The sequence below is a fragment of the Desulfurococcus sp. genome, assembly GCF_038881575.1.
GTDB lineage: Archaea > Thermoproteota > Thermoprotei_A > Sulfolobales > Desulfurococcaceae > Desulfurococcus.
Map to the genome: position 1 here is coordinate 154,226 of NZ_JAVZPN010000001.1, position 24,226 is coordinate 178,451.

25 protein-coding genes and 1 tRNA gene are annotated in these 24,226 nt (G+C 47.9%); 22 read left to right on the top strand and 4 right to left on the bottom strand.

Going from position 1 to position 24,226, the window contains the following annotated elements; all coding sequences use genetic code 11:
* Nucleotides 1-11: 11 nt before the first annotated feature.
* The 7 genes from QXV08_RS00785 to QXV08_RS00815 all read left to right on the top strand — a co-directional run bounded on the left by QXV08_RS00785 (nucleotide 12) and on the right by QXV08_RS00815 (nucleotide 7,983).
* Nucleotides 12-614 (top strand): IS607 family transposase, encoded by a 603-nt coding sequence (locus QXV08_RS00785; RefSeq protein ID WP_342821379.1) that lies wholly within the window; start codon nucleotides 12-14, stop codon nucleotides 612-614.
* Entirely contained in the window at nucleotides 586-1,878 is a 1,293-nt protein-coding gene (locus tag QXV08_RS00790) for a transposase (RefSeq protein WP_342821370.1), read from the top strand. Before QXV08_RS00785 ends, QXV08_RS00790 begins: the two co-directional genes overlap by 29 nt.
* Before the next feature lie 222 nt (nucleotides 1,879-2,100).
* Entirely contained in the window at nucleotides 2,101-3,081 is a 981-nt protein-coding gene (locus QXV08_RS00795) for a deoxyhypusine synthase (protein WP_342786577.1), read from the top strand.
* Nucleotides 3,082-3,084: 3 nt separating this feature from the next.
* Nucleotides 3,085-4,440: a tRNA(Ile)(2)-agmatinylcytidine synthase gene (locus QXV08_RS00800; RefSeq protein WP_342786535.1), complete on the top strand. Its 1,356-nt coding sequence runs from the start codon at nucleotides 3,085-3,087 to the stop codon at nucleotides 4,438-4,440.
* A gap of 144 nt (nucleotides 4,441-4,584) precedes the next feature.
* The gene (locus QXV08_RS00805; protein WP_342786536.1) at nucleotides 4,585-5,781 is read left to right on the top strand and encodes a pyridoxal phosphate-dependent aminotransferase; all 1,197 of its coding nucleotides are present in this window, start codon (nucleotides 4,585-4,587) and stop codon (nucleotides 5,779-5,781) included.
* Nucleotides 5,782-5,968: 187 nt separating this feature from the next.
* Nucleotides 5,969-7,378 (top strand): pyruvate carboxylase subunit B, encoded by a 1,410-nt coding sequence (locus tag QXV08_RS00810; RefSeq protein ID WP_404990992.1) that lies wholly within the window; start codon nucleotides 5,969-5,971, stop codon nucleotides 7,376-7,378.
* 11 nt (nucleotides 7,379-7,389) lie between these two features.
* A complete protein-coding gene (locus tag QXV08_RS00815) occupies nucleotides 7,390-7,983 on the top strand; it encodes an HD domain-containing protein (RefSeq protein WP_404991025.1) in 594 nt (197 codons plus the stop codon).
* A gap of 56 nt (nucleotides 7,984-8,039) precedes the next feature.
* On the opposite strand, the gene QXV08_RS00820 is transcribed toward QXV08_RS00815, so the two are convergent.
* The gene (locus tag QXV08_RS00820; protein ID WP_342786539.1) at nucleotides 8,040-8,888 is read right to left on the bottom strand and encodes a M55 family metallopeptidase; all 849 of its coding nucleotides are present in this window, start codon (nucleotides 8,886-8,888) and stop codon (nucleotides 8,040-8,042) included.
* Nucleotides 8,889-9,000: 112 nt separating this feature from the next.
* On the opposite strand from QXV08_RS00820, the gene rpiA reads away from it, so the two are divergent.
* Nucleotides 9,001-9,732 carry a ribose 5-phosphate isomerase A gene (gene rpiA / locus QXV08_RS00825; protein ID WP_342786578.1) on the top strand — a complete coding sequence of 244 codons (732 nt, stop codon included), beginning with the start codon at nucleotides 9,001-9,003 and terminating at the stop codon, nucleotides 9,730-9,732.
* A 5-nt stretch (nucleotides 9,733-9,737) separates the two neighbouring features.
* Nucleotides 9,738-10,169 (top strand): metal-dependent hydrolase, encoded by a 432-nt coding sequence (locus QXV08_RS00830; RefSeq protein ID WP_342786540.1) that lies wholly within the window; start codon nucleotides 9,738-9,740, stop codon nucleotides 10,167-10,169.
* A gap of 83 nt (nucleotides 10,170-10,252) precedes the next feature.
* On the opposite strand, the gene QXV08_RS00835 is transcribed toward QXV08_RS00830, so the two are convergent.
* The gene (locus QXV08_RS00835; RefSeq protein ID WP_342786541.1) at nucleotides 10,253-11,734 is read right to left on the bottom strand and encodes a hypothetical protein; all 1,482 of its coding nucleotides are present in this window, start codon (nucleotides 11,732-11,734) and stop codon (nucleotides 10,253-10,255) included.
* A 63-nt stretch (nucleotides 11,735-11,797) separates the two neighbouring features.
* On the opposite strand from QXV08_RS00835, the gene QXV08_RS00840 reads away from it, so the two are divergent.
* The 8 genes from QXV08_RS00840 (at nucleotide 11,798) to QXV08_RS00875 (ending at nucleotide 18,395) form a co-directional block, all read left to right on the top strand.
* Nucleotides 11,798-12,667, top strand: a complete 870-nt coding sequence (locus QXV08_RS00840; protein ID WP_342786542.1) for an ATPase — start codon at nucleotides 11,798-11,800, stop codon at nucleotides 12,665-12,667.
* Nucleotides 12,668-12,694: 27 nt separating this feature from the next.
* Nucleotides 12,695-13,630, top strand: a complete 936-nt coding sequence (locus QXV08_RS00845) for an initiation factor 2B (RefSeq protein WP_342786543.1) — start codon at nucleotides 12,695-12,697, stop codon at nucleotides 13,628-13,630.
* Nucleotides 13,627-14,625: a ribose 1,5-bisphosphate isomerase gene (locus tag QXV08_RS00850; RefSeq protein WP_342786544.1), complete on the top strand. Its 999-nt coding sequence runs from the start codon at nucleotides 13,627-13,629 to the stop codon at nucleotides 14,623-14,625. Before QXV08_RS00845 ends, QXV08_RS00850 begins: the two co-directional genes overlap by 4 nt.
* A gap of 7 nt (nucleotides 14,626-14,632) precedes the next feature.
* Nucleotides 14,633-14,932 carry a hypothetical protein gene (locus QXV08_RS00855; RefSeq protein WP_342786545.1) on the top strand — a complete coding sequence of 100 codons (300 nt, stop codon included), beginning with the start codon at nucleotides 14,633-14,635 and terminating at the stop codon, nucleotides 14,930-14,932.
* A 5-nt stretch (nucleotides 14,933-14,937) separates the two neighbouring features.
* Entirely contained in the window at nucleotides 14,938-15,297 is a 360-nt protein-coding gene (locus QXV08_RS00860; protein WP_342786546.1) for a metal-sulfur cluster assembly factor, read from the top strand.
* Nucleotides 15,298-15,382: 85 nt separating this feature from the next.
* Nucleotides 15,383-16,765, top strand: coding sequence for a serine--tRNA ligase (gene serS / locus QXV08_RS00865; RefSeq protein WP_342786547.1), 1,383 nt, complete (start codon nucleotides 15,383-15,385; stop codon nucleotides 16,763-16,765).
* Nucleotides 16,766-16,884: 119 nt separating this feature from the next.
* Nucleotides 16,885-18,288 carry a DUF402 domain-containing protein gene (locus tag QXV08_RS00870; RefSeq protein WP_342786579.1) on the top strand — a complete coding sequence of 468 codons (1,404 nt, stop codon included), beginning with the start codon at nucleotides 16,885-16,887 and terminating at the stop codon, nucleotides 18,286-18,288.
* Nucleotides 18,289-18,310: 22 nt separating this feature from the next.
* Nucleotides 18,311-18,395 (top strand) — tRNA-Leu (locus QXV08_RS00875).
* Between the two features lies 1 nt (nucleotide 18,396).
* Here the strand turns inward: QXV08_RS00875 and QXV08_RS00880 are convergent.
* Complete coding sequence (locus QXV08_RS00880) at nucleotides 18,397-18,717, bottom strand: zinc ribbon domain-containing protein (RefSeq protein ID WP_342786548.1); 321 nt, start codon at nucleotides 18,715-18,717, stop codon at nucleotides 18,397-18,399.
* 243 nt (nucleotides 18,718-18,960) lie between these two features.
* Between QXV08_RS00880 and QXV08_RS00885 the strand changes: the two genes are divergently transcribed.
* From QXV08_RS00885 to QXV08_RS00900, 4 genes are read left to right on the top strand one after another with little or no spacing between them, the layout of a single operon-like run.
* A complete protein-coding gene (locus QXV08_RS00885; RefSeq protein WP_342786549.1) occupies nucleotides 18,961-19,653 on the top strand; it encodes a hypothetical protein in 693 nt (230 codons plus the stop codon).
* Nucleotides 19,650-20,381, top strand: a complete 732-nt coding sequence (locus QXV08_RS00890; RefSeq protein ID WP_342786550.1) for a hypothetical protein — start codon at nucleotides 19,650-19,652, stop codon at nucleotides 20,379-20,381. Before QXV08_RS00885 ends, QXV08_RS00890 begins: the two co-directional genes overlap by 4 nt.
* Nucleotides 20,381-21,151: a mechanosensitive ion channel domain-containing protein gene (locus QXV08_RS00895; RefSeq protein WP_342786580.1), complete on the top strand. Its 771-nt coding sequence runs from the start codon at nucleotides 20,381-20,383 to the stop codon at nucleotides 21,149-21,151. Before QXV08_RS00890 ends, QXV08_RS00895 begins: the two co-directional genes overlap by 1 nt.
* A gap of 59 nt (nucleotides 21,152-21,210) precedes the next feature.
* Nucleotides 21,211-22,389 (top strand): permease, encoded by a 1,179-nt coding sequence (locus QXV08_RS00900; RefSeq protein ID WP_342788083.1) that lies wholly within the window; start codon nucleotides 21,211-21,213, stop codon nucleotides 22,387-22,389.
* Here the strand turns inward: QXV08_RS00900 and QXV08_RS00905 are convergent.
* Complete coding sequence (locus tag QXV08_RS00905; protein WP_342786552.1) at nucleotides 22,386-23,267, bottom strand: EamA family transporter; 882 nt, start codon at nucleotides 23,265-23,267, stop codon at nucleotides 22,386-22,388. The genes QXV08_RS00900 and QXV08_RS00905 overlap by 4 nt on opposite strands.
* A gap of 169 nt (nucleotides 23,268-23,436) precedes the next feature.
* On the opposite strand from QXV08_RS00905, the gene QXV08_RS00910 reads away from it, so the two are divergent.
* Nucleotides 23,437-24,225 (top strand): slipin family protein, encoded by a 789-nt coding sequence (locus QXV08_RS00910; protein WP_342786553.1) that lies wholly within the window; start codon nucleotides 23,437-23,439, stop codon nucleotides 24,223-24,225.
* Nucleotide 24,226: the final 1 nt, after the last annotated feature.

The following is a 24,226-nucleotide window of genomic DNA, read 5'->3' on the forward strand; positions in this document are numbered from 1 at the left end:
TGGAGATTCGTGTGCTGAGACCTAAGGAGGTTTGTGAGAGACTGGGAATCTCATACACCACCTTAAGAGAGTATGTCAAGAAAGGTTTGATCAGCCCTGTCCTAACTCCCGGCGGTAAGTGGAGGTTCAGGGAAGAAGACGTTGAGAAGTTAATGGGTTTAGTGAGAGCTAAGAAAATTATTCTATACGCTAGAGTATCTAGCAACACTCAAAAAGATGACTTGGAGAGACAGGTTAAGGTACTGGAGGAATGGGCTAAGCAGAACAATATTTCTGACTACGTGGTTATAACAGACATTGGAAGCGGTTTGAACGAGGATAGAAAGGGATTCAAGAAAATACTCAAGCTGGTTACAGAGAAGAAGATATCGAAAATCGTTGTAACATACCCCGATAGGCTAACGAGGTTCGGCTTCAACACACTTAAAGAACTCCTCGAAGCCTTCGGAGTCGAGGTTATCGCTCTAAACCAAGAAGACAAAGACCCTAAGGAGGAGCTGGTAGAGGACTTAATAACAATAATCTCACACTTCGCTGGAAAGCTCTACGGCATGAGGAGCCACAAGTACGAGAAGGTGATAGAGAATGCAAGAAAACTCCTTGAAGACTGTTGAACTCGTAAGGATGTATTCTGTGCCAATCAATGATGCTAGAGTTAGGGAGCTCATAACGTGGTACGTGAACACACTGCAGAGAGCAGTAGACATTATCTGGGGCAATATAGAGTGGAGGTATGAATTCCCAAGGATAACTAGGAATGGTAAGGTCAAGCTCGGTAAGAAGATAAGGATACCGGTGCTCCCAAAGAGCAATAGCTTCAAGAAGATATTGAGGGACGAGCTTCTAAAAGATTGTCCTTATGCTAAGCACTGGGTTGACGCCGTCATTAGAACAGCGTACTCGATAATGGAGTCTTGGAGAAAGAGGTACGTCAAGGGTAGAGCTAGGAAAGCCAAACCTAGGATTAAGAGGAGGTTTGCTAGGTGCAAGATAACGCTCATGAAGGTAGATTACGCTGGCAAAAGGGTTAGGATAACGCTGAAGCCCGGGGAGTACTTAGATGTCTCTTGGGCAAGCAAGTGGTTCTCTGGGAGAGTCGATGGCTGGAGCGTTGGAGAGGTTATTCTAAAGGACGATAGGGTTTTGATACCATTCAAGACAGTTAAGATGATAAAAGTTGAGAGGGTTATCGGCTGGGACAGCAACGAGCTCTCGCTGGATGGATACGAGCCGAGCATCGGCTTCATACACGTAAATCTTAGATATCTCCAGAGCCTGAAGATTGTATACGAAAAGAAGAAGGCTACGGCTCAGAGCATTGGCAGAAGAGACTTGTTTGGGAAGTATGCTAGAAGAGAGAGGAACAGGGAAAGGGACTTCATAAACAAGCTAGTGTCTCAACTCGTGAAGCAATTCCCAAATACTATTCATGTATTCGAAGACCTCGAGAAGAGCAGCCTTGTAGAGAAGCCCAAGGTCAAGAGTAAAACTAGGAGGAAGAGGAACGCTAGAACCCCTTGGAGAACAATCCACAGAAAACTCTCGGAGAAGGCAATAACCAGCTCCGTATCTCCGAAAAACACCTCTCGAACGTGTCCCAGATGCGGGTATGTGGTGAAGACCCAAGTGGGACACGTATTCAAGTGCCCTAGGTGCAGGCTTGAGATAGACAGACAGGAGGTTGCGTCAATAAACATTAGAAGCAGGTATCTCAGAATGTGGGGGTTTCCCCGCACCAATGAGCCTGAGTTCTCGGTGAGGGCGGAGGTGTGGGTTGGGGTTGCCCCGAACGGGTGGAGACCGATGATATGGCGGGCGATGATGGAAAGCCCGCCTGAGGCTGATGAAGCCAAGGGCCGAGGGCTTGATATTGTTTGATATCAAGCCCTATGAAACCCAAACCCCGACCACATTATAGGCTGCCTGAACCTCGTCAACTAGTATTCTCCTTGATTTAAGTATCCTTAATAATATCTCCTTCTCCAGGGGCGAGCCCACTACCTATGCCACCATCACTCTATGATTGCTCGGGCTCTATTATAGAAACTATAATATGCCCGGCTAAAATTATTGAGTGGGTGGCAGGCAATGGTGGATCACATGCCAGAGGAGTTCAACATAGAGGAGTTGAGAAGCAGGTTGCTCGGCGAGGTTGTAAGAGATATCACTATAACACCTGAGACAACAATATGTGAGCTCGTGGAGAAGCTCGGGGATGCCCATGGCTTCATGGCTGGGCATGTCTACAGGGCGAGCCAGATACTCTATGAGATGACCAGGGATAGTGAGGCAACCCGGTTCCTTGCCTTCACAGGCAACATTGTTTCAACAGGTTTAAGGGGGCTACTGGCACAGTTGATTAGGGACGGGTTCTTCCATGCCGTGGTGACGACGTGTGGTACAATAGATCATGATATAGCTAGGGGCACGGGGCATGCATACTACAAGGGAGACTGGATGTATGATGATGCATTATTAAGGAGTGTTGAGATCCATAGGCTCGGCAACATATTGATCCCCTTGGAGAACTATGGTTTAGCCGTTGAGAAATTCGCAAGGAAACTCCTCGAAGAGATCGGAGCTGTAAAGAAGAAGTGGAGTGTCAGTGAACTCCTGTACGAGGCAGGTAAGAGGATAAGCGATAAAAACAGTATACTACGCGCCGCATACGAGAAAAACGTGCCGGTCTTCGTCCCAGGTATATTCGACGGTAGCTTCGGGTCGCAGATAGTCTTCAACCATGCATCCACCGGTGTCGAAGTAGACTTGATAAGTGATGAGAAGAAGATAATAGACATGGTTTTCGCGGCTAAGAGGCTTGGAGCCTTGATCATTGGCGGGGGGATCAGTAAGCATCACACCATATGGTGGGCCCAGATGAGGGATGGATTAGACTACGCGGTATACATTACTACTGCTGTAGAGTACGATGGGAGCTTGAGCGGGGCACAACCGAGGGAGGCGATTAGCTGGGGGAAGCTCAAGCCTACGGGTAAGCATATAGTAGTATACGCTGATGCAACGATAACGCTACCCCTGATAGTAGGAGGTATGTTATGCCTTGCTAGGAAAGGGGGCTAGGTAGTGGAGGGTATCAGGCTCCACATAGGGTTAGATGACATTGATTCCCCTATGGGTGGCTGTACAACACATATAGCCGTTCAAATAGTCCACGAGCTCTCGGGCAAGGGGAACACATGGTTCACAGACTACTTGAATCTCATCAGGCTGAACCCGGCTGTTCCATGGAAGACCAGGGGAAACGGCGCCGTCGCTATAAGGCTCAGCGTCGCTGGTGAAAGCGATCTAGTGGATGTCGTCGAGTACGTGGAGAACAGGGTCGATGAATACGTGGCTGAATACTCTAACCCCAAGCATCAGCCCTCACTGGTATTCCTTATAGGGGATGTACCAGGGTTCCTGGAGAAGTATGGGGAGAAGGCGCTATATGATTTCATCCCATTAGACTACGCCTTAAGAGTAATTGGGAAGCTAGGTGAGAGGATACGGGTTCACGCTCCAAGAGGTAAGAGAGGCGTGATAGGTGCCTTAGCAGCTATAGGCAATCAGATGCTCAGTGGAGACTATACATATGAGTTGATAGCCTATAGGACGCGTGAATACATTGGTAAACCCAGGATGATCGATGAAAACAGCATAATGGAAATGGATAAGGCGACCCAGGGGAAAACAATACTCAACTACGACTACGAGTCGAAACGCCCCCTGATAATCCCAAGGGGCCCGGATCCCGTTCTCTACGGGATTAGAGGAGAGTATCCATGGGACCTCATAGATGCATCCAGATACCTCAGGGTGTTTGAACCAGTGGAGTACATGGCTGTCTTCCGGACAAACCAGCACACTGATAGCCATCTACACCCGGTGGATACAGTGTGTGATGCACATCCATATATGTGTGTAAGGCTGACTGGTACTGTCTCATCAAAGCCCCGGCGTATACAAGGAGGACACCTCGTCTTCAAGGTATGTAATGAATGCTGCATGGATGTAGCAGTCTACGAGCCAACGAAGCGTTTCAGGGATGTAGTGGAGAAGCTGGAGCCCGGTGACAAGGTGGAGGTGATGGGGTGCGTGAGACCTGGGAGTAAGTCCCATGGGGTAACATTAAACCTGGAGAAGATATGCGTGATGGAGCTGGCTCGGAAAACCATTAAGTTGAACCCGTTATGCCCCAAATGCGGTAGGAGGATGGAGAGCGCTGGGAGAGGTAAGGGGTTTAAGTGCAGGCACTGCGGCTATAAGAGCCTGGAGCTCAGTAAGGAGGAGATAGTGGTGCCCAGAGATATTCAAGCCGGGTGCTACCAGCCACCGCTCCACGTGTTTAAGCATGTTATGCGGCCATTGGGGAGGCCTGTAGTACATAGGGTTTTTACGGGGAGCGAGCTAATCACACCTTTTGTCTGGAAACTATCGTAGGATCACGGGATCAATGCTACCATATCTAACCGGTTGGATCGAATGATTCCTTTATAAGGACATATTCGCGGGGTCCTGGTTAAATGTGTTTATATTTTTATGGCTATATATAGATAGTATGTATTACCCTCGAGGTGTCTAGCCGTGAATATATCTAGACGGGTGTCAAGTCTCCCAGTCAACCCTCAGAGAGTGCTCATCGCTAAGGCGGAGGAGTTATCTAGACAGGGCGTCAAGGTGTATAACTACACGGCTGGACAGCCCGGCCTCCCACCGGATCGCGAGGCCCTCGAATACTTCATAGAGATGGTTAGGAAGGATCCCTTTAAACACTTCAGATATGTATCGACACAGGGGTTGCCGGAGCTAAGAGTAGCTATCTCAGATGACTTAAAGAAGTATGGAGGTATAGATATCCAGCCGAAGGACATCCTTGTGACCACTGGAGGAGCCGATGGATTAGTCCTATCGATATATACACTCCTTGATGAAGGGGATACACTGCTACTACTCGATCCATCCTACAGCGTGTACTGGGATCTCGCTAAGCTAGCCGGCTTAAAGGTGGAGACTTGTAGACAGAGCCTTGAAAACGGGTTCAACCCTGATCCAGAGTGTATAAAGGAGAAGCTAGGCTCGAAGGCTAAAGCGATACTCCTAGCCAGCCCTGACAACCCAACTAGTAGAATACTTAGCAGTGAAGTAGGGAAGACTATTGTAGATGTCGCCTACGAGAAGAAGGCTTGGATAATATATGATGTTGCATACAAGCACCTAGTCTATGAGGGAGAACACCTATGGCTCGAGAAGCTTGCTCCATCCATGGATAATATAGTTGTCGTCGGCTCATTCAGTAAGGACATAGCGATACCAGGGGGTAGGCTTGGATACGTGTACGGGTCGGGCAACACTATATCGGAGATGACTAAGCTGAAGGGTGTGCTAGGTATAGTTGCCCCTGTACCGATGCAGTGGATGGCATATTACTATCTCTCCCAGGGATTCAAGGAGAAATACCTACGCGACGTGATCCCAGTGTATAAGAGACGCCGGGACGCAGCATATGAGGCTTTCAGGAAGAACCTGCCTCATGCAAGAATACACAAGCCTGTTGCAAGCATGTACTTGTTCCCAGATATGTCATACTACATGAAGAAGAAGGGGTTAAGTGACGTGGAGTTCACGATGAAGCTTGTAGAGGAGAAGGGCGTTGCAATGCTACCCGGCTCCATATTCGGTGAAGCCGGTGTAAACCATCTCAGAATAACATTCGTCACAATGGATGAGAAAAACCTTGTTGAAGGCATAGAACGCCTCGCGGAGTTTGTTGGTGAAAGATGATGTATTCTAGTTCATCGAGTGATCTAGTCCTTATAAGTAATTTTTGATATATCTCAACATGTAGTATGTAGTTTAGCTAGGGATCTCTTGCTAAGCTTTCTTCTCGGATACACTAGCCTTTATAATACAGATTTAAATAAATAATCAATAATAATTAACTTGGATTAGAATAAAGGCTTTCCCCTACATGTTTCAGTGGGTGATATTAGTGGTTGAAATAGTTGATACAACACTAAGGGATGCTCATCAATCACTGATCGCAACCCGTTTAAGAACCGAGGACATGATCCCTATTCTCGAGAAGATCGATAAGGCTGGTTTCTACAGTATCGAGATGTGGGGTGGAGCTACATTCGACGTCATGATAAGATATTTGAACGAAGATCCCTGGGAGAGATTACGGCTTATACGTGAAAGAGTCCGCAGGACCAAGCTTCAAATGCTTTTACGTGGACAGAACCTGGTTGGATACAGGCATTACCCGGATGACGTCGTGGAGAAGTTTGTCGAGCTCTCCTACAAGAATGGCATAGATGTATTCAGGGTCTTCGATGCATTAAATGATGTAAGGAATATGAGGGCATCTATAGTTAAAGCCAAGAAGCTCGGCGCTATAGTCCAGGGCACGATAACGTATACTATAAGCCCCGTCCACACCATAGAGCACTACCTGAAGATAGCCGAGGAGCTTGCCGCGTTGGAGGTAGATCATATAACGATAAAGGATATGTCAGGTATACTAGACCCATATACAGCATATACGCTGGTTAAAGCGTTAAAGGAGAGGTTAAAGATACCTGTTGACATCCACTCGCATTTCACAGGCGGGCTAGCTGTAGCCACATATGTTAAAGCTGTTGAAGCAGGAGCAGACTTCATCGATACATCGATAAGTCCCCTAGCATTCGGCTCGGGTCAACCAGGCATACAGACAGTCTATCACGCGCTCCCCCCTGAGAATAGGCCAAAGATAGATCTAAAGGTGGTAGGGGAGATAAGCAGCTACCTGGAGAAAATTATTTTCACCAAGTACAAGGATCTAATAAACATAAAGGTCTTCATCCCAGATCCCAATGTCCTCGAGCACCAGGTGCCAGGCGGTATGATAACCAATTTCATCATGCAGCTTAAGCAGCTAGGGGCAGAGGATAAACTGGGGGAGGTGTTAGCAGAAGTGAAGCGTGTCAGGGAGGATCTTGGCTGGCCCCCACTGGTCACACCCTCCTCGCAGATAGTGGGGGCCCAAGCCGTCCTCAACGTTATAAACGGCCGTTACAAGGTTGTGACTAAGGAGGTCAGGGACTATGTGAAGGGGCTATATGGTAGGCCGCCTGCACCAATAAAAGAGGAGATTATAAGGCTGGTTCTAGGTAATGAGAAACCTATTGAGGTGCGCCCGGCCGACCTATTGAAGCCCATGTATGAGGAATGCTATAGAACCGTTAAGGAGAAGGGGTATTATAGTAAGGAAGAGGATGTACTCACCTACTGCCTATTCCCCGAGGTTGCTACGGAGTTCTTTGAGAAGACTAGGAAGCCGGCTGTAACGGTGAAGGCCACGAGCCGGGATCTATGGGATGAGATACTGGGCTTCTGAGCCGGCGGGGCGTGTTGTCATTGAACACCAAGTATATTCTAAACCTGCGTCACATACCTAGAACCGGCTGGCTTCTGAGAGGTGTGCCCCCCGTTATCGCGGAGAGCGTTGCCGAGCACATCTTTCTTACATCGATCATAGCGATGGATATAGCTGAGAAACTATGGTCGAGAAATATCAGGCTCGATAAGGCACGTACTCTATCCATGAGTATAATACATGATGTACCAGAAGCTGTCACAGGCGACATAATAAGACTTGTCAAAGCTAACGCGGAGGAGCACTTCTCGATAATAGAGTCCCAGGCGATCAAGGAGCTAGGCATACAGGAGTATGAATCCCTTTACAACGAGCTCTCAAGCGGTGAAACCCTTGAATCCATAGTGGTTAAAATAGCCGACGATATCGCAACCATCCTCGAGGGAAAGAGGTTGATGGGGATGGGGTATCATCAGGTTGAGGAAATAATTGTTAATGTAGAGGCACATCTAAGGGGATTGATTAATGCGAAGACACCTATGGAGGTAAGAGGCATCCTCTGGGAAATAGTGAGAGAGTACCTGGAGGCATCTCCAGCTGGTGGTGCCTACAGTAATCAAAAGTAGTTTCAATGCCCCGACCTCTTCCCCGTCCTGAAGGGCAATGCTTTCGGTTGTAGCATTTATTTAATACTGTTTTTCAATGCGTCTACACCGTAGCCGAGGTGGGCGATGAGCTCTATGTAGCCTAGTAGCTCACTGGCAGTGTTCGCTGTGAACTCAACTCTGTATGCATCCATCCTTTTAAATATCGGTAGGGGTTCGAGTATATCAGCTATAAGGGAATCCCTGAGCGTTAGCTCGGCCTTGAACGGCGTGCTCCACTTGAGGGGTTTGACCTCTCCTTTCTTCAGCTTCTTCACCGCTTTAGATACTCCATCTCTGAGAGCCTCTGTAACCTTGTCTATGCCAGGGTATGATGCGCTATACCTTGACACTCCCTTCTTCAGGGGCACGAAGATCGTCCAGGGGGAATATTTTTCAACCTCGGTTCTGAGGTGTTCGTCCCCGGCTAGGAGTACCACGGGGACATTGTGTTCTCCGGCGTACAGACTATTCAAGATGAACTCACTGACCCTTTCACCGTTAACCCTTATCTCCGCGAAGGTTCTACCACTCATTGTGTGATCCAATATCCCGTGGGGGGTCCCCGCTGCCGCATGGTACCCGATGAATAATGCTGCATTGAAGCTTGAGTCCAGTAGTGTCACCATGCTGAATTGACGTGGGTAACCCTGTACCAGCTCAGCCCTGCTGTCCAGCTCCAAGTAATCTATGTTCGTCATTAATCCATGGCTATCAGCAACATATATTGTGTCAAAGCCGTGGGTAGCCAGTTCATCTATAACAGTGTTTAATAGCCTTGTCAAGACTTTTACAGCTCTATTGAATTGCGTGTTACCTGGGTTAAGCATCGTTAAGGAGGATACTCCCGGTAATCCCTCGAGATCGACCGAGATATATGCTTTCATATGCACGCACCCTTGCCACGCTCTATTACTCAATAAAGTAATTAATCTTACTCTATAATTTATATTCAACGTACATCGGCTTTCAACCAACCGGGGGCACCTGGTGCTCGATATGGATGCTTCAAGCATTATTGAGCAGGCGAAGTTGAATGCCTGTGACTATGCCTGTAGACATCTATATGGGAAATATGGCGACGCCTTGGTAGTAGGGGTTGGCACTGGTTCGACTGTGAAACTGTTGATCACTAAGTGCAGGGATTTCTTCACCGAGAGAATACTGGTTCCCTCATCCCACGACACACTCCTCCACCTGGTGTCCCTCGGACTTAACATGGTTGTCGATCCAGCTGGAGTCGAGGACATCGATCTATACATTGATGGAGCCGATGAGGTTTCGGGAAAACTAGACCTCGTCAAAGGAAGGGGCGGGGCCTTCCTAAGGGAGAAATCCCTTGCTGTACGTAGTAGGGTTAGGATGTATGTGGTTGACTACACTAAGTATACTGGGCTCAACCACATATACGCTAAACCCATTCCCATAGAAGTTGTACCTGTCTCGGTGAAATATGTTATCAGGAAGCTACAGGAGCTGGGGTATGGCGAGCCATTGCTGAGGATTGGTGCTGGGAAGGATGGCCCAGTGGTCTCCGACAACGGGAACTTTATCGTTGACTATAGGCTTTTAAAGCCTGTTGAAGACCCTTTATCTCTTCACAACACGCTTAAACTAGTGCATGGAGTGATTGAAACAGGTATATTCCCCTCAAACCTAGTTGACATCGTTGTGGTCGGGGAGCCAGCCGGGGTCAGGGTGCTTGGAAAAAACACTGAGGGGAGGGAGTAGGGGTAGTGAAGGGGATTACACACCTGCTCCTCGGTGCTGCAGTAGGCTTATACATAGGTTATGATGCATTATCCTCCATTACGGCCTCCATGGTATCCGGGGCATCGGCTCTGATACCGGATCTCGACCTACACATGGGGCACCGTAAAACATTACACAATATATTCGCGCTAGCGGTGTTCACGATCATTGTGTCGATAATCCTGGATCACATCGGGGTGAGAAGCGAGTTGATCCCTAAGGCGGTGGCGCTTGGATGGCTCACGCATATATTAAGCGATGTTCTCAACATCCAGGGAGTACGCTTATTCTACCCGTTCTCAGAATACTCGATCTCCCTGAAGATAGCTAGAAGCGATAGTATGGTGCTGAACATACTGGTATCCCTCATATCCATAATACTAATCGTGCTGAGAATCCTCCGGTTCACATATTGAGTTAACAACTATTCACTTACCGCCTTGACTCGTATAGGCTGGATGGATGATTATGGGATATGTTGAAAAATCCTTGGTTTGCTCTATTGTTTCCTACCAGCCGTCTTAACTGCGAGGATCCCTATTAATATAGTTGTGACTAAGGTAACTGCTATACCTAGTGTTATATATGTATATGCCTGGTTGTAGAGCGATTGAGCCTTCTCGAGCTCCGTCTTTACACTGCTTACCTCAGTGTTTAGAATAGTGTTCTCGGATCTACATGCCGCAAGCTCCTGGTTCAACTCATTTATCGTCTGATTCTGGGATATCAGGGTAGTGTTCAACTCGTTGAGCCTGCTGGTTAAATCATTTACCTCATTGGTTTTCTCAGCTATTACCTTGAGGAGTATGCTTGAGCCCACGGGGGTCAGGGAGCCCATGGACCATAGGAGCGAGGCCAGCTGGCTACTAGTGAACACCATGTCCAGCTGTGCACCACCTCCAACTGTAACCAGGTACCCATCTCCACTCTTACCTCCGGGGCTGAATACTGCTAGCAGTGAACCCTTATAGGTGTTCGAGATATCCAGTAGCATGGACTTGAATCCAGAGTAGACCGCGTCAACGAGCTCCGTGGAGGGGTTGCCGTTTGCGACATCCCTCAGTATAATCATCTGTGGCACGTAGACTAGAATACTTGTTACATTGGGATTCGTGAGGAAGAGGTTTGCCATGGTACTGAGCGACATCATTGTCTGGTTGAGCCACCAAGCTGTAGCGTTAACCGGGAGCCTCCCAACTATTTCGCGGCTCACCATGAACCATTGTGCAGTATACTGTATTATCTTGTTCAACCCACCGCTAACCCCGCTACTCATCTCAAGGCTCCCGGGGAAGAAGAGCGTTATGTTGTCTGCGCTGGCGTTTACAACGTAGAAGCTCACCGTGTAGTTCCCCGCTGAAACCACCCCGGTATCGTTCACTAAGACCAGTATCCTGGGAGGCGTTAACTCATTGGTGAGCGATGTGTTCAGGGACCACGTGTAACCATGCTTCACGATCTCTACTGTGAGAACGTTGCTGGATAGGTTAACGTTGACGTCGGACCCTAATTCATCCCAGTAGAAGCTCGTGTTGGCTCTAATGGATATTATCCTGGGCGGTATGTATTTCCTTGACGCATTGAACAAGGGGTTGAACGCGTATGGGTGAATGCTTGGATCCACGAATGGATTATTCACTAAACCCGTGTTATTCCATAACATGAGCACCCTGGATTGATTCACCAGGGTGTATGGTGCAGTGGATTCAAGGCCCCCGATTGGCTTAGCACCTGTTGTAAGCCAGTAAAGATATTGAAGCGGATCCATGTCTTGATCCGGCTCTACAGTGTACACGTTGACCTGGCTCCCGTTACCATATACATCCCTGACGAGAGCTAGCACTCTCTCCATGTCCGAGCCAGGGAAGTATATGTATATTATTTTAGAGGGAGTGCTCTGCGAGAACACGTATAGTATACTTGTAGACTCCAGTAAAACCAGGGTTAGCAGTATAATCGAGAATAAAGCCCGGATACCCATCATCATACACCATGATTCAACAATGTATAAGGCGTCTGGGTTATAAACATTCTTGGTGAGATAATGAGGCTATTGGTAACCGGGCTACTCCCACATGACTCCGGCAAGACGGTTATAGCACTCAACCTCTCTAAGGCCCTCTCTAAGAGGCTGAGGGTATTCTACTTCAAGCCGATTGCAGGGCATAGCGGGTGGTATCAAGCCGAGACCGTGAAGCACTCTCTTGAGGCAGGGATACTAGTAGGCCATGACGCCTACACTGCAGCCAGGGAACTAGGGTTACTAGACAGGGTGCGCTTGGTGAACCCTGTGGACCTACTCACTATGCCGCCTGATCCATTAAAATATATTAAATCAATAAGGCTCTACCTGGGCATCCTCGCCGACGTAGCTTCCCAAACCGTTTTAATGAGGATCAGTCGTCCACTAGAAGGCATCGATGAGTACTTCATTGTAAGAGAGAATGCTAAGAGGTTGAATAAGGTTGCATTAACCGTTCTTGAAGGGTTGATAGAGAGGTTCTCAGCCAGGGGTAACGTGGTGTTCCATGATGCTGAACCAGGCTTGATCATGAAGCTATTCGGTAACAGGGAGGCACTCAACTGGTTGAACAATATATATGGGCTCCTCAGCGAGTATGATGTGGTGGTCACCGAGAGCTATAATAATGCGGCTGCACCAATAGAGGCATCACTCGACAGTGACCTAGTTCTTGTAACAGCCCCTACAAGGCTATTGATATACAGGGGCACCCGTTACAGGCAGGGGGTTGAGGCCTTCTCGATGGGGAGGCCGCCATGGCTGGTGGATGTAGGCGGTATCGTGGAGGTTCTGGGGGAACCATTGAAAACCATGGATATACCTTATGTTGACACCAGTGAATTCAATAGCTTTATTGATCTCCTAGTAGAGTTTATTACCTCCTATCAATAACTAGTCTTCTCTAAAAGGTGCTAGGTAATGTCTGAGCTTGAAAGACATGGATTTACCCGGAGAGCAACTGGATCCGAGCTATTATTTCAAATAGCCTCGGCTTTAAAGGAGTCGAGTAGTGATGTGAAGTCGTTTGCAAGGACCTTTACAAGGATCTATGAGGATATAATCAATGAGAGGCCGAGCTCTATGGCATCCCTCAATGCTTTAAGGATGATCGGTGAATATTTCCTGGAGAACGGGGTTAACGGGATCCGGGACTACATTGATGGTATTGTCGCCAGGTACGATGAGAGCCTCATGAGAGCGGCTGAGGTGGCGGCTAAAAGAGTCGTTGAGGGGGATGCGTTGATCACTAATAGTAATAGCCTAGCTATTCGAAGGTTCTTCAAGACCCTAAGCGATAACAAGGTCAAGGTGAAGGTATATGTTACTGAGTCCAGGCCGGGTCTCGAGGGATTGTTAATGGCTGAGTACCTGGAGAAACTAGGCTTCGAGGTCTACTTGATCGTTGACTCAGCCGCCCGCTTCTTCATGAAGAACATTGATAAGGCGGTGTTGGGGGCTGAAGCAGTTGCTGTAAATGGCGCCGTAGTGAGTAAGATTGGGACAAGCGTTATCGCCCTGGACGCGCATGAAGCCAGGGTAAGGGTATTCGTTGTAGCACCTACATTGAAGTTCAGTATTGAGACCATATACGGGGAGTTAATCAAGCTGCCCGAGGGAGACTGGCATCTCTTAATGGATGAGGACACTAGGAGAACCCTCCCGGAGAACTATAGAGCTCTCGCTCCCCTCTACGATGTAACCCCAGCTGAGTACGTGGACGGCATAGCAACCGAGAAAGGATTGTTTGCCCCGCAGGCGATACCGATAGTTATCAGGGAGGTCTACGGGGGCTTTCCACCCCTTGTAAAGCCCCTTGAGAAAATAGCGATGGAGGTAAGGAGGTACCTGGGATGAGCGATGTTAATATACCTCCCAAGGTCCTCGAGATAGCTGATGGAATAAAGACGATGAGGATCCGGGGAGCTGGTAAGATCGGGCGGGCAGCAGCCGAGGCTTTAAGAATAGCGGCAGAGGAGTATAATGGGCCACGGGATGCATCCCTATTTAAGAAGTATATTGGGAGAGTCGCCGATATACTCATATCGACGAGGCCTACCGCTGTAAGCCTACCTAACGCAGTCATGTTTGTTCTTTCCAGTCTAAGGGATCAATACGGCTTCGAAGAGGCTCGTTCAGCCATAGTGGGCGCTGCTAACAGGTTCATTGAGGAAAGCCTGAACGCGGTTAAAAAGATAAGTGAAATGGGTGCTAAGAGGATAAAGGAGAACTCCATCATACTTACACATTGTCACAGCAGCGTCGCAGTGAATACTATAACTGAAGCGTATAGGCAGGGCAAGGTGGTGAAGGTCTACAGTACCGAGACACGTCCATTCTACCAGGGCAGGATAACCACGACGCAGCTCCTGAATAACGGGGTGCCTGTTGTCCAGATACCTGATAGCGCTGTGAGGTATGTTATGAATGATGTGGATTACGTGGTAATAGGGGCTGACACGATTGCAAGTAATGGAGCAGTGATAAACAAGATTGGTACAAGCCAGGTAGCTTTGGCGGCTAAGGAGGCCAGGGTACGCGTCTACGTTGTAGCCGAGTCATATAAGTTCTCACCTATAACACTCGTCGGGGAACTCGTACCAATAGAGTTCCGTGATCCAAGCGAGATAGTCCCCGAGGAGTGGTTGAAGCAGCATCCAGGCGTTAAAGTATTGAACCCCTCATTCGATGTCACACCCCCCGAGTACATTGACGCCATAGTAACTGAAGTCGGAGTTATACCGCCTCAATCAGCGATACTCGTGCTCATGGAGAGGCTTGGCTGGGCACTGGAAAAGATTAAACAGGGTTTATCGATATCTACATTAAGGTTTGAGGACTTGTTGGAGTAAGATGTGTATGCCCAATATATTAAAGATGAAGCAGGAGATAGTGAGGCTAATAGATGAATCAAGTGAGCAAGCCTATAAGATAGCCTTCTATTCAGACCCTGATGTAAGCAGGATACTGGAGAGGCTAATAGCTGAGTGGGAGAGGAATAATCAGAAGGGGATACCCCTCGACTACGCGACAGAGGAGGAAGTAGAGGCAATGTATAATATAGCTGTCAAGATATCCAAGACGCCTCCCCAGGCATTAATGTCAAGGTATCTCAGCGGGATAATGCCTTCTAGTAGTGGGGAAAAGAAGAAGAGGTGACACCTGTGAGTGAGGAGTTGAAGAAGAAGATAGTCGAGGTATTAGAAACCATAACAGACCCTGAGATAGGGATCGACGTCTACAACCTAGGGTTAATCTACGATATACAAGTTGTCAACGATAAGACGGTTAAGATAGCGATGTCCCTTACAACCATGTTCTGCCCCCTCGCCTCCACGCTCCCATTAATGATAATTGATGCATTGAAGGAGAGACTTGGCATAGACGCCGATATAGATATAGTATATGACCCACCGTGGACACCCCTCAGGATGACTGAGAAAGGCAGGGCATTGTTCAAGGAGAGATTCGGCTACGATATAGTTGAGGAATATGCTAGAAGCCAGCAGGAAGCAAGAGAGTAGCTGAATCTTTTTAATCAAGCCTGTTAAAACACATTTTTATTTTTAAAGATTGTTGGATCATGTTGAGTAGGCATGGTGGATTAATGTGTCTTGGAGTATTTTAACACTGCTCAGGGATAACCCTGAGCTATTAAAGGAGCATGTTAAGAAGAGGTTCATGGATCCCAGCCTCGTTGACGAGGCATATAAGTTGGATCTCGAGTGGAGGAAGCTGTTATCACAGGTCCAGGAGCTCAGGCACAGGCATAACGTTATAAGCAGGGATATCTCGAAGCTGCCTGAGCCGGAGAGAAGCGCCAGGATAAACGAGGCGAGGGAGCTTCTATCCCAGATGGAGGAGCTGGAGAAGAAGTTGAAGGAGATCGAGGATTTAAGGGAGGAGGCGTTGCTGAAGCTACCGAACATAGTCCATGAGACCGTGCCAGTCGGCCCCGATGACACGTATAATGTGCCTATTAGGTTCTGGGGTAAGCCAAGGGTGTGGAGCGGGTATATTGAGCAATTCATGCAGCAGACTGAGAGATACGGCTTCAAAGTAGAGTATGAACTAGTAAACTGGAAGCCTGTTGGACACGCTGATATGCTTGAATACGTGCTGAGGCTTGGCGACACAGTTAAAGCCGGTGAGGTTGCTGGGAGTAGGTTCTACTATTTATTCGACGACATAGTCTTCTTGGATATGGCGTTACTGATGTACGCTATAGACAGCTTGACGAGTAAAGGCTATAAACTAGTTCTACCACCCTACATGCTGCGTCACAAGGTAATGTCCGGTGTCATAGATCTCGCGACGTTCAAGGACGCGATCTACAAGATAGAGGGAGAAGACCTCTACCTTATAGCTACGGCTGAGCACTCGCTTGCAGCGCTCCACGCGTTCGAGGAGATACCTGAGGAGGAGTTGCCATTGAAGTATGTGGGTGTATCCCCCTGCTTCAGGAAGGAGGCTGGAGCCGGCAACAGGGATTTAAAGGGTATATTCAGGGTTCACCAGTTCCATAAGGTCGAGCAATACGTTTACGCCAAGCCCGAAGAGAGCTGGGGGTTGATGGAGGAGTTGATCGGGAATGCTGAAGAGCTCTTCAAGGGGCTCGAGCTCCCCTATAGAGTGGTCAACATAGCCAGCGGTGACCTAGGCGCCCCAGCTGCTAAGAAATACGATCTAGAGACATGGATGCCTGCACAGGGGCTCTTCAGAGAGATGGTCAGCTGCAGCAATACAACTGATTGGCAGTCCTACAGGTTGAAGACGAGGCTTGTACGTAGGAAAGGGATGGTGAAGGAGTATGTGCATACATTGAATAGCACGGCCATAGCGAGCACGAGGACTATTACATCCATACTCGAGAACCATCAGAACGAGGATGGAACAGTAACTATACCGAGGGTCCTGAGGAAATACCTCGAGGTATTCAATAAGGCACCCAGAGACTACATTCATCCGGTGAAAAGGGAGAGGGCTCAGTAAATCCTCTACACTGGTTTTCCCCTCATCAATCATGCTATGTTTACCAGGGATCCATGTAGTACTGTCTCTCCCCGTGTTTAACCCGGTTTGTTAAACCAGTGGTGACGGCCTTGGCCAGGGTGAGGATCAGGGGTATATATGCTACAGCGTTAACTAAGCTGTTAATAGATAAAGGGCATTCAATAGTGCAGCCAAGTGAGAAGATAGCGTCCAGGTTCAACATAGGCATTGATAATTCCCCGAGCGATGTCACGGTTAAGGACACGGATGACGGTGATGGAGTAGTTGTGATAGGGTTTCCCAGTGAGGCTAGAGAGATATACGATGACATAGTCTCAGTCATTCCATACACCTTTAGATCGATCTCACAGGTAGAGCTCCACTCAATATACCTTGCTAGAGTAGAGAAGAACACAGGGGATACCTGTATAGTTGACACCGGGGATTTCAAGGCTGAGCTAACCTCCTGCAGGGAGAAGCCGGGTGATAAGGTTGTAGTGGGCGTTGCGAAGACGGCTGTATACCCTGGGGAGAAGATAAGCGTGACGAGGAGCTTTAGGCTACTGGGTAAACTAGTAGCATTAATCCATGGGATGCAGAAGATAACTTTCTCCGAGCACATCAGGGATCCAGGTTTAAAAGCCAGGCTGACTACTCTAGCAGTATCACGTTTAATGGGTAGTAATCTAGGAGTCCACTTCAGGAGTAGCGCGAGGTTCGCTGAGCCAAGTGAAATACTCGGTGAGATAGAGCTCCTACTAAACGAGTACAAGAAGGTGATGAGTAAGGCTAGTGAAGCAGATGCACCCTTAAAGCTTTACAGGGGTGAGCTAGTAGGTGTCATAGGCTTCACCAGTCTCTCGAAGAATATACTGGATGATATAAGGGGTACCGTGATCCCGACTATTAGGGGTCATCACTCATTGCGCTCCATGGGTTTAGGCGACATAGTAGAGGCCATGGAGCACTGTATTGTAAATGGATGCAACGGGGATTCAGTCTCGAGGTGTATATGGGAATATATGTTAGCCAGGCTGGCTGAAGGCGGGGTAATACATATAAGGCATGTTAAGCCAACTGGTGAAGCACTGAATTTAACACCAGGCAGGATCCACAGGATTGAAAGGAGCGCGGAAGAAGTGAGAGTGATTATTAAACGCGTTATATCGGGTAGCGGCTTATACGATGGACTAGGTGTTGAGAAAAAACCCGGCGACCTCGACTACATGGTTATCGAGCCCGGGAAACCCTATATAGTCCACAACTACTACAGGGATGCTACATGGCTCGGCTCATACATAAACGTGAACACACCCCCCGAGCTCTCGGTCAACATGGTGAAGTACCATGACCTCCTCGTAGATGTTGTAGTGGCGCCGGGTAAGGAACCCGCCGTGCTCGACAGGGATGAATTGGAGAAAGCATTCTCAGCCGGGTTAATTGATCCCCAACTCTACGAGTACGCGTTGAAGACACTTGAGGAGATCGCCGGGGATCCAACTCGGTACCTTTATAATCCGTGACTTCTTTCAGTAAAATAATGGTGCGGGGGTGCCCGAGCTTGGTCAAAGGGGTCGGGCTCAGGACCCGATGGCGTAGGCCTGCGTGGGTTCAAATCCCACCCCCCGCACCTAGCTCTGACCTCCTCCCAGCCCTAGAAGGGCGAGGGTTTCCCTCGGGCGGTTCACGGGTTCCCCGCATCTGTTCGGGGCTACATCTGTCATCTGCGGGCAGTCGGGGCGATCAGAGACCCTCATCTTTTCTAGGGCTCTCCTCTCAATATTTAGAACCGCTATAGCGTCTCTATTACCTTCGAAACCGCAAGTAGGGTATTTCACTCTCCTGTAGCCGTTGCTAACCATTTTAGAGTTGCATTTTGGACATGTTGTTGATGTTCCCTCTGGCTCAACAACCACTACTGGGACACCGTGCTTCTCTGCCTGCTGCTTCACTAGTATTGCATTCCTCTATACCCCACTATAATCAGCCTTGCCCTGTGGTTCCTAGATAGCTTCCTCAAAGAATCTACCAGGTTTGTCAAGTCCTCTAACGCTACAGCTGACTCGCGTTCTACCGCGTATCTAACTATCTCAAGACTGTTGACCCGGAAGACCGTGAGCGGGAAACGGTTTAAGGCATTGTTTTTAAAGCAGGGAGATCCTAATCTATATTTCAGCTAAGGGTGTTTCACTCTCATGTATTTCTACAACTTGTTTAAGAGGCGTGAACATGCCGCAGTGGTGACCGTGGTTTTCCACACCATGAGATCCAGCGATGTTAAACGAGCCACTGGATTGCTCAGTAAGTTAAGGAGGAGAGTTGGTGTTCTCGATGCATACATTGTTTACTATGGTGAAAGAACAGGTGTAGCATCAAGTATACCGCTCCATTATCCTGAGGAGTTATATAGTAGGGGTTCAGCCCTATATGATGGTAGTAGGCTTGCATCATCCTCGCTTGTAGTCTTCATCGACGCTGGCTCCAAATGCTTCACACCGGATAAGGTAGTCGATGCCGTTGACTCCATCTTAACAGGTGAGGCAATCACATATATGTCTGCCCCCTCAGGTAGCCAAGGCCTCTTTACAGGGTTTAAATCGATTATAAGGGAGCTGGGCGGGGAGTCCACACGACTTGGCTTGATGGCATCACCTGCTTACTCTATAGTTGTTACACTGGCTAAGTACGTGAAGAGGTATTCCTTCTGGTCCATAGAACCCTTCATCGCGTTTAATGCCACGAATACTAGTGGAAAAGCTATAAGAGTCAATAATGAATGCGTGGATTTAGTTGACCTAGACTGGCTGGAACCACTTATAATAACTGATCTAAGGAGCAGGCTTGCAAGGTATCTTCAACCAGCCAGCGACATGGGTGATGAATCGTGAGGATAGCACTAGTTACAACTGCAAGGTTTAGCAGACTTGCACTAGAGTTATTGGGAAGTATTAAGACTCCTACAGCCCTCCACGTGTTCAGCATGGATCCGGAGGTTGAAGCCGTTGCCAGGGAGGTCAAAGCCGTGTTCCACAAGTTCAATAGTATAGAGGAGTTATACGTGTACAAGGAGCTAGAGTCCTGTGATATAGGTGTCATCGCGTTGGATAGAGATAGCGATAGCATAGCTGTAGCCAGGATCCTCGGAAAGATGGGGGTGCCATTGATTTTCATAGTGTTGAATACCCGAGGCAATAGGGAGCTCGCTAAGGGCGAGGGGGCTGGATACGTTATAAGCCTGGATGAATATATAGTAGGCAACATTCTCCCTGTGATACTAATGGATTCATGGGTTTCAATGAGGATCATTGACGCTTTTAACCTTGGCGTAGCTGTTTACAGGGTGTGGAAAAGAGGGGTGCTGGGTGTTAAGCTCGGCGACTTCCTCGATAAATTAAAGGGGAAGCCAGCCATGCTAATGGTGTATGATAAAGCCGGTCGAATAGTGATGAATGGAGAACACGTGGTCGAGCAAGGCGACGCATTGATACTCATCGCTAAATACAGTGAGCTACTGGAGTACATTAGCTCTATAGAAAAGATCTTCTCGAAGTATGAGGAATACGTTGCCAGAAGATACTCGGAGCAGTTCTCCACCATGCCTAGGACCATGGGGTGATGGATGTGGACTACATTATAGACGTTATACTGAAAGGCCTCGAGACGATGGCGCCGAGGATCATAGCTTCACTAATAGTGCTACTTGCATCCTGGCTACTTGTTAAGATACTTGAGAAAATACTATATGGTGTGCTCAGGCAGGTTGAGAGGAGATATATTGATAGAATACTTGAAATCACCAGAGTAGTCGTATATGGTTCAGCAGTAGTGATCGTTGCCGCCATATTGTTCCCCGAGACTCAGGCTTTCTCCATCATACTATTGATCATAGGACTGGCAGTGATAGCGATGCTCCTAGATGTGCTTAGAAACCTAGGAGCCGAGTTCTATGTTAGGTCGAGGGGTATTATTAAGAAAGGCGACTGGATAGAGGTAGATGGTGTATTCCTCAGGGTCATAGACATGGATACCCTGGGGATTATAGGTGAGACACAGAGAATGGAGAGAGTGTTCATACCGTATACGAAGCTAATCAACACCATTGTAGTAAATCGCTCGACACCAATAGGTTTATCAATCAAGGTACGTGTCACAGCTCCAGCCACCTATAGTGTTGAAGTCGTGAGAGACGTGATACTTAAATCCATCAAGGCCGTAGCAGAGGACCTGGTCTCGGAGCCCGTGATTAATCTAGCATCAATGAAGAGCGATAGATTGGAGTTCATGGTGGAGATGCACATATGGAACTATAGGAAACTGGGAAGCATAGTCGAGGAATTGTCCAGGAGAATCAGGGAAACCATACCTGACGCCATGGTTGAAACCTAACCCAAGGAATCACTGAAGAGTGATCTAGTTTGACCACCATTGATGCTAGGAGGCGGTGGTTGAACAGGTGGATCTATCACTCCATCCTATACAGTCTAGCCGTGACGCTCCCCTCTATCTTCTACCAGGCATACGCCATCAGGGTACTAGGGTTCACGGTTGACGAGGTTGGATCCCTTACCTTCATAAATATCTCGGCGATAGCACTTGGAAACCTCACCGGCCTCCCACTGGTCTACAGGTACAGGGATAGGAGGGTAACCATATGGAAGACGTTTACATCGCTTAACCTGTTATCTTGGAGCCTCTCCGGTTTCACCGATATGGCAGGGGTTAAGCCATTACTCCCACTGAGCATAGGAGTGGCACAGTACACGGGCTCCATTGGTGGACTAGCCTACTCAGACACTATAGCCGACGTTGTGTCAAGGGATGAGTCCATAAGGTTGTTCAGCAGGGTGAATATGTTCACAACCACGGCTGCACTCATCGGTCTCATCTTAAGCATCATCATCTTCCGCGTCATTAATAACGTGAAGCTAGCCTACAGAATATGCTATGCTGTCTCCCTGCTAGCTGCCTTAATCTCTATAGGCTTCCTGGCATCGCTGTGGGAGATGAGTAAAAAGCCTCCCCAGAGAATAGGGCCCTTGGTAATAGCGTCCAAGTTCAAGAACGTCATGAATGCTTATGCCCCGAGGAACTATGTGTTATTCATGCTCCTCTTCACGTTCTCCGTTAACCTTCCATCCGCGCTCTGGAACTACTATCTCATCAAGGTATTCCATGGCGACGAAACATGGATATCCCTGGGCAATGTCTCAAGCACACTGGCATCTATACTGGGCAACTATGTGGTGAGTAGGATGCATTACAGGATGAAGCCTAGGAGGGTGATGATCCTTGCAGTTCTCCCTATTTCAAGCCTCCCACTCGTATATCTTTTCTCGCCGACCCTACCTCTGCAAATACTCTTCAACATATACTCTGGTTTCTCATGGGCTTTCTTCAATAATATGTCCAACATCTACAACTTATACCTGGTCGGCATAGATGACAGGATATACTTCCTAACAATGCTCGGCATCGCTAACAATGTGTCGGCATCGATAGCGTCTAAGACCGGCTCCTTCATAGCCTCAATGGGTTTAGAGTACATGAGGCTGGTCTTCATTGTCTCCTCATGTCTTAGACTCTCATCGTTCTTCTACGCTGTTAAGAGGGTGAGGGATCTCTAGCCACCGTAGAGTGTTGACAACGCTATCGATGCACCAACCAGTATTGTTCCAGCTATCTCCTCCATCGTTACTCCTTTCCTTGTTACCTTGGAGCTTATCAACTGGTTTAACACAGGCACTAGTGAAGTCGCTATTGTCGTCTGTGCTACATTCAGGTATCTCATGGACTCCAGGTATGCCGTCCCCCCTATAATATATCCTGTCACCCCTGTAATCATAGTGAACTTAAGCCTTCTCGGCGCCTCGGTTAAGAGTTCCCTTAACGAGTATATTCTACTCGAGTAGACTAGTAGTATTAGACCCGGGATAATTAATCTAGTGGCGGTTAAGGCTAGCACGTCAAGGCCCATGTGTCTGATATAGATCCATGAGAGCAGGCTCCACACAGCCCACGAGATATTCGTGAACAATGCCGCCAGCAACCCCGTCTTATTCATGGTTAAAACCGTTACCTGTCTACGTACAGCAATGTATAACCCTGCTATAGCCAGGAGCGCGGCCAGCAGCGTCGCATATATGCCTGCACCAGGCTCAATTAATTGTTTAAACAGCTGGGTTGTAATCACGTAAGTGTAGCATGTTATCACGGCTAACCCGGGACCCAGCCTCCTTATCGATAATATGTAGAGGGAGTCACCGATCAATATACCGGTTACACCGATCACGGCACCTGCTACGAGGTACCTGTATGGATCTAGGAGAATCACTCTAGCTGTAAAGGGAAGTATTATTAATCCCGCCAGCAACGCCCTTAACCCGTTGGCCGTGAAACTATTATACCTAGCCTTATCCATAGCTATCAGGCTCGGTGTAAGCGACCACATTAAGATGCTTATGCTTAAATATATTAAACCTATAAGCATATCTGTTAAACCCATATCAACCACCAGTCAGCATGCCATACTTAATGATAAATAGGGTACGACATAAAAGAACCCACCCTATCAATAATTCATTGAAAACACTAGGCTGTGAAGGGTTGTTCATAGAGATAGATATAGGTTTATTAAGAAGTTGAATACTAGCTATTACTATAGAGGTGTAATAATGGAATTATTCACCTTAATACTCTTACTAGTCATAATACTATTCATCGGCGTACCGCTTCTCTCATCAGCAATAAGAATAATAAAAGAGTATGAGAGAGCAGTCGTCTTCAGGCTTGGCAGACTAGTGGGTGCCAAGGGACCGGGGATAGTATTTATCATACCCTTCATCGACCAGCTTCTAAAAGTAGATTTGAGAATCATAACGGTTGACGTGCCTAAGCAGGAGATAATAACCAAGGACAATGTCAGCGTGAAGGTTGATGCTGTAATATACTATAGGGTCTTAGACCCTGTGGCAGCGGTTACAAAGGTGGCTAACTACCATTACTCGGTGAGCATGCTGGGGCAGACTGTTCTAAGGGATGTACTAGGGCAATCAGAACTGGATGAACTACTCCAGAAAAGAGATGAGTTAAACAAGAAGATATCCGGTATACTGGATGAGCTGGCAATGCCCTGGGGTATAAAGATCTCGGCTGTGACATTGAAGTCTGTTGAGCTACCAGAGGAGTTAATGAGGGCTATGGCTAAGCAGGCTGAGGCAGAGAGATGGAGGAGAGCAAGGGTCATAGAGGCGGAGGGTGAGAGACAGGCATCCCAGATACTGGGTGAGGCGGCGAAGATGTATGAGGAGCACCCGGTAGCTTTAAGGCTGAGGGAGCTACAGACCCTGATAGAGATAGCTAGGGAGAAGGCCCTCGTCGTCGTAACCGAGTCTTCGGCTTCATCAACGGGCTCTATGATTGGAGTATATAAGGCTCTGAAAGAGAAGGAAAAAACTAGCTAGG

What these genes read in the sequence shown, in the direction of transcription:
- QXV08_RS00790 (WP_342821370.1), top strand. Translation starts at nt 586, where the DNA reads ATGCAAGAAAACTCCTTGAAGACTGTTGAACTCGTAAGGATGTATTCT.
- QXV08_RS00795 (WP_342786577.1), top strand. Translation starts at nt 2,101, where the DNA reads ATGCCAGAGGAGTTCAACATAGAGGAGTTGAGAAGCAGGTTGCTCGGC.
- QXV08_RS00810 (WP_404990992.1), top strand. Translation starts at nt 5,969, where the DNA reads ATGTTTCAGTGGGTGATATTAGTGGTTGAAATAGTTGATACAACACTA.
- QXV08_RS00820 (WP_342786539.1), bottom strand. Translation starts at nt 8,888, where the DNA reads ATGAAAGCATATATCTCGGTCGATCTCGAGGGATTACCGGGAGTATCC.
- rpiA (WP_342786578.1), top strand. Translation starts at nt 9,001, where the DNA reads ATGGATGCTTCAAGCATTATTGAGCAGGCGAAGTTGAATGCCTGTGAC.
- QXV08_RS00835 (WP_342786541.1), bottom strand. Translation starts at nt 11,734, where the DNA reads ATGGGTATCCGGGCTTTATTCTCGATTATACTGCTAACCCTGGTTTTA.
- QXV08_RS00840 (WP_342786542.1), top strand. Translation starts at nt 11,798, where the DNA reads ATGAGGCTATTGGTAACCGGGCTACTCCCACATGACTCCGGCAAGACG.
- QXV08_RS00845 (WP_342786543.1), top strand. Translation starts at nt 12,695, where the DNA reads ATGTCTGAGCTTGAAAGACATGGATTTACCCGGAGAGCAACTGGATCC.
- QXV08_RS00850 (WP_342786544.1), top strand. Translation starts at nt 13,627, where the DNA reads ATGAGCGATGTTAATATACCTCCCAAGGTCCTCGAGATAGCTGATGGA.
- QXV08_RS00855 (WP_342786545.1), top strand. Translation starts at nt 14,633, where the DNA reads ATGCCCAATATATTAAAGATGAAGCAGGAGATAGTGAGGCTAATAGAT.
- QXV08_RS00885 (WP_342786549.1), top strand. Translation starts at nt 18,961, where the DNA reads ATGTATTTCTACAACTTGTTTAAGAGGCGTGAACATGCCGCAGTGGTG.
- QXV08_RS00895 (WP_342786580.1), top strand. Translation starts at nt 20,381, where the DNA reads ATGGATGTGGACTACATTATAGACGTTATACTGAAAGGCCTCGAGACG.
- QXV08_RS00905 (WP_342786552.1), bottom strand. Translation starts at nt 23,267, where the DNA reads ATGGGTTTAACAGATATGCTTATAGGTTTAATATATTTAAGCATAAGC.
- QXV08_RS00910 (WP_342786553.1), top strand. Translation starts at nt 23,437, where the DNA reads ATGGAATTATTCACCTTAATACTCTTACTAGTCATAATACTATTCATC.